Origin of the sequence: Roseiarcus sp. (assembly GCF_052145395.1) — a bacterium.
GTDB lineage: Bacteria > Pseudomonadota > Alphaproteobacteria > Rhizobiales > Beijerinckiaceae > Roseiarcus.
Window position 1 is genome coordinate 1 of sequence record NZ_JBKQOT010000694.1, and the last position, 3,819, is coordinate 3,819.

Annotated in this window: 3 protein-coding genes and 1 riboswitch; of the genes, 1 reads left to right on the top strand and 2 read right to left on the bottom strand. The window is 66.4% G+C overall.

The genetic code is table 11. From position 1 onward, the window contains the following. Positions 1-224 precede the first annotated feature (224 nt). Together ACLP25_RS23785 and ACLP25_RS23790 are read right to left on the bottom strand one after the other, a co-directional pair. The gene (locus tag ACLP25_RS23785; RefSeq protein ID WP_442471602.1) at positions 225-491 is read right to left on the bottom strand and encodes a hypothetical protein; all 267 of its coding nucleotides are present in this window, start codon (positions 489-491) and stop codon (positions 225-227) included. A gap of 89 nt (positions 492-580) precedes the next feature. Beyond that, positions 581-1,708 carry a hypothetical protein gene (locus ACLP25_RS23790; protein ID WP_442471603.1) on the bottom strand — a complete coding sequence of 376 codons (1,128 nt, stop codon included), beginning with the start codon at positions 1,706-1,708 and terminating at the stop codon, positions 581-583. Between the two features lie 286 nt (positions 1,709-1,994). Further along, positions 1,995-2,073: riboswitch (SAM riboswitch) on the top strand. A 57-nt stretch (positions 2,074-2,130) separates the two neighbouring features. On the opposite strand from ACLP25_RS23790, the gene ACLP25_RS23795 reads away from it, so the two are divergent. Then, positions 2,131-3,357: an O-succinylhomoserine sulfhydrylase gene (locus ACLP25_RS23795; RefSeq protein ID WP_442471604.1), complete on the top strand. Its 1,227-nt coding sequence runs from the start codon at positions 2,131-2,133 to the stop codon at positions 3,355-3,357. Positions 3,358-3,819: the final 462 nt, after the last annotated feature.

Below are 3,819 nucleotides of genomic sequence, written 5' to 3' on the forward strand. Positions count from 1 at the left end.
GGGGTTTATCGCGAACGGCTCAATGACGCGAATCGACATTAACCGGTCGTTGCGCTTCCACGGAGGTCGCGTTTGGAGGTTCCGGTCGTTCGCGCTCAGACGAGAGTTCCATAACAGGATCGAATGACCAATCCGCAGGTGTCGAGTCGGCCGCCACATGTACCGGACCAAAAAGACGTCTGGCGGCGGCGCTCAGTTCGCAGTTGTCAGGTCTGAGCGCGGGCTTAGCGCCCAAGGCCGAACGCGAAAATCCGACCGTCGCCCGCGACATAGAGCCGGCCCGCGGCGGCCAGGACGGTCACGAAGTGCCGCAGGCCGGAGAGCGGATCGCCCGTAAACACCTCCTGCCCAGTGTCGCCCCGGAAACCGTGCAGCTTTTCGTCGCGCTCGGCGCCGACGATCCAGACAATCGGATCAGCCGTCTCGTCGCTTGTGGTGACGATTGCGCCCTCCGCGTAGCCCCGGAGCTTGGCGCACCACGCTGTGTGCATTGACGGTTGCGGCCCGCCAGATATGTGCAGCGCCACCACCCCGGCGTCCCCCTCGCCACCTGGGCACGACGAGCCACGGGCCTGGAAAGTCACATCGTGTCTTGCCCTATGCGATAGGCGGCAGGCGAAGTAACGATGCCATATGCGGCAACCGTCTGTGCATCGAGCGGGTGATCGACCCCGCCGAGATCGGCGCGGTCGAGCAGATACGCCTTACCATCTCTGGCGAATGTGATCACCAGCGCCGGATGAGGGCCGCCGTCCGACAGGTCGATTGGCAGCGGATTGCTCATGCCGAGGTCGTGATCGTAGTCCGAGCCGGACACCGCGAAGAAATCCTGCGGCGTGGGGTTCAAGTCCAAATCGAGCGGCAGGCGGATTACCGATTGACCGCCGCTCCAGCCGTCCATGCTGTCGGCAACGCCGGTGCCGATGAACAGGTGCTTGCCGTCAAACGCGATCCCGCCCGGCGCCCAGTTGCCGCCTCCCCTGCTCGGAGTCAGCCAAGCCCCAAACGCCGCCGGCTCATCCAGCCGAAACCCGACCACTGAGCCGTGATATTCGCCGCAAGGGTCAGAGTGGCCGCCGTACGGCACGTACAGCTGGTCGCCCACCATGGTCAGCGCGCCGCGTTGATTCTGCACGCGAGGATCGAACGTTACTCCGATCGCGCGGAGCGAGTCGGCCACGTCGACCGGCCAGCCCGGCAGCACCGCGCCGTCGGCAAGCGAAAGGCCGAATACGAGGTGCCGCAGTCCGTCGCCGCGATCGACCATGGCGTCGAGGTAGAGCGCGCCGCTGCGCTCGTCGATCACCGGCGTGCCGGTAATGCCGAGCGGGTCGATGTTGCCGCATGGCAGAGCGGAGCGCTTGGTCGCCGGGCCGAGGCTGCGCTGCCAGACTGTGCGTCCGGTGACGGCGTCCAGCGCCGCCACGACATTGTCCTCGGTCGCCACGATCACTTGTCCGCCCGCCGCCCCGGCCGGTCGCCAATAGAGCGGCTGCGCATAGATGTTCCCCGGCACGCGCCCGTCGAACGCCCCATCCAGCCGCATGTCTCCGGCGTGCGCCCAGGTCAGCCCGGGCACGACATAATGCCCGCTACGGGCCGCGTCGGCGTGATAGGTGGGCACGGTAGCATCGTTTTCTATCGCGCACGCCGCGGGGGCGCACAAGAGAATCACTGCCGCCAGGGCGGCGATGGCAGGAAGCCGCATAGCGAAGCCTCCGGAACGGGGTGATCGGCCCCCAGTGAAGTGATCCAAGGGCGAATTTAGCGGATCGATGGCCCCGCGGCCAGCGGGCGGGGCGGTTGGCCGGGTTCGCGCAGGGAGGGCGGGGACGAACACTTCAGGCGCTCGCGGCGCCTATTGTCGCTCAGGGAATGACCCCTCCTTGCGCACTCCGACCGCTGAAAGTGTCGGCTTCGAATGTTCGCTTCCCCGCCTTTCGACCTCCTCTCAGGGCTCGTCGTTGACGTCGCCGCCGCCGCGCGCTAGAGGGAGACTTCATCGTGGTCATTTGAGCCGGTCGGCTTGCCGCCACGTTAAACAAAGGGCTAAAAGATCGGGGCTCCTCGACCATCGCCTCGTCTTATGAGCCCGCGGGCGTAAAACGCCCGGAGAGGACATAAGAAGCCATGACGAGCCCGCGCAAATCCCGCGACCCGAAAACCCTAAGGCCCGCTACGCAGCTCGTGCATGGCGGCTCGCTGCGTTCGAGATTCGACGAGACCTCGGAGGCCCTGTTCCTCACCCAGGGCTATCTCTACGACACGATGGAGACCGCCGAGGCGCGGTTCAAGGGCGACGAGCCGGGCTTCATCTATTCGCGCTTCTCGAACCCGACCGTCGCCATGTTCGAGCATCGGATGGCGCTGATCGAAGGCGCCGAGGCGGCGCGCGCCACCGCGAGCGGCATGGCCGCGGTGACGGCGGCGCTTGTGGGTCAGGTCAAGGCGGGCGACCACGTCGTCGCCGCCCGCGCCCTGTTCGGCTCGTGCCTCTATGTGGTCGAGGACCTGCTGCCGCGGTTTGGCGTTGAATCGACCTTGGTCGAGGGGACCGACCTCACCGAATGGCGGGCGGCGGTGCGGCCGAACACCAAGACGGCCTTCCTCGAATCGCCGACCAACCCGACGCTCGAGATCATCGACATCGCCGGCGTCGCCGAGATTCTGCATGGCGTGGGCGCGACGCTGGTCGTCGACAACGTCTTCGCCACGCCGCTCCACCAGCATCCGCTAAAACTCGGCGCGGACTGCGTCGTCTACTCGGCGACCAAGCACATCGACGGACAGGGGCGCGTGCTCGGCGGGATCATCCTCGCCAGCGAGAAATTCATCGCCGACCACGTCCACAATTTTCTGCGCCAGACCGGGCCGAGCCTGTCGCCGTTCAACGCCTGGACGCTGTTGAAGTCGCTGGAGACGCTGCCGATCCGCGTGGCGGCGCAGGCGGCGTCGGCGGCGCACATCGCCGACGCGCTCGCCGCGCACCCGGCGGTCGTTCGCACCCTCTATCCCGGACGCGCCGACCACCCGCAGGCCGAACTCGCGCGGCGTCAGATGAGCAGCGGCGGCACCATGCTCGCTTTCGAGGTCGCCGGCGGCAAGGCGGCGGCGTTCAGGATGGCCAACGCGCTTTCCATCATCGGCATCTCGAACAACCTCGGCGACGCGAAAAGCCTGATCACCCATCCCGAGACGACGACCCATCAGCGCCTGAAGCCCGAGCAGCGCGCCGCGCTTGGCATTGGCCCCGGCCTGCTCCGGCTGTCGGTCGGGCTCGAGGATACGGACGACCTGATCGAGGACCTCGTGCACGCGCTCGACAAGGCCGCGACGCGACGAAGCGCGGCCGAGTAGGCGGCGCGTGGCTCAGGCGAATTGCAATCCGGTCGAGGCGCCTATTATCTTGCGAAAAATATAAATCCTGAGTAGATTACTCCTGTCATCCAGAAATTGAGCCGCGATCCTGCGCGCCATCGTCTTGCCTCGGGCGCCGTGCGGCCAGGAGCGATCGGGTCGCCGAGGATACGAACGGCTCGTGCGGGCGCGCAGCCGACACGCCCGGCAGAAATATGGCGAAAATACGGCAAAGCAGGCCGCGCGCCCAAAGCGGCCGCTGTGAGCGGCTCGGAAAAGTCCCCGCAACGTGTTGAAAACGCTCAAAACGGGCTCGGAATTGGCGAAGCGCCGGCGGGGTCGTCGCCCCCGCCCTACAGCGCCAATCGCCTCGCTTACTTTTCTTCCAAATCGGCGAGCGTCGGCATCCGCCCCTTGGGCGTCAGATTGTTGATCAGCTGCGGCAGGACGGTCGCGAGCTGG

Bases quoted from the DNA above. Each gene is read 5' to 3' on its own strand.
- ACLP25_RS23785 (WP_442471602.1), bottom strand. From the start codon at position 491: ATGCACACAGCGTGGTGCGCCAAGCTCCGGGGCTACGCGGAGGGCGCA.
- ACLP25_RS23790 (WP_442471603.1), bottom strand. From the start codon at position 1,708: ATGCGGCTTCCTGCCATCGCCGCCCTGGCGGCAGTGATTCTCTTGTGC.
- ACLP25_RS23795 (WP_442471604.1), top strand. From the start codon at position 2,131: ATGACGAGCCCGCGCAAATCCCGCGACCCGAAAACCCTAAGGCCCGCT.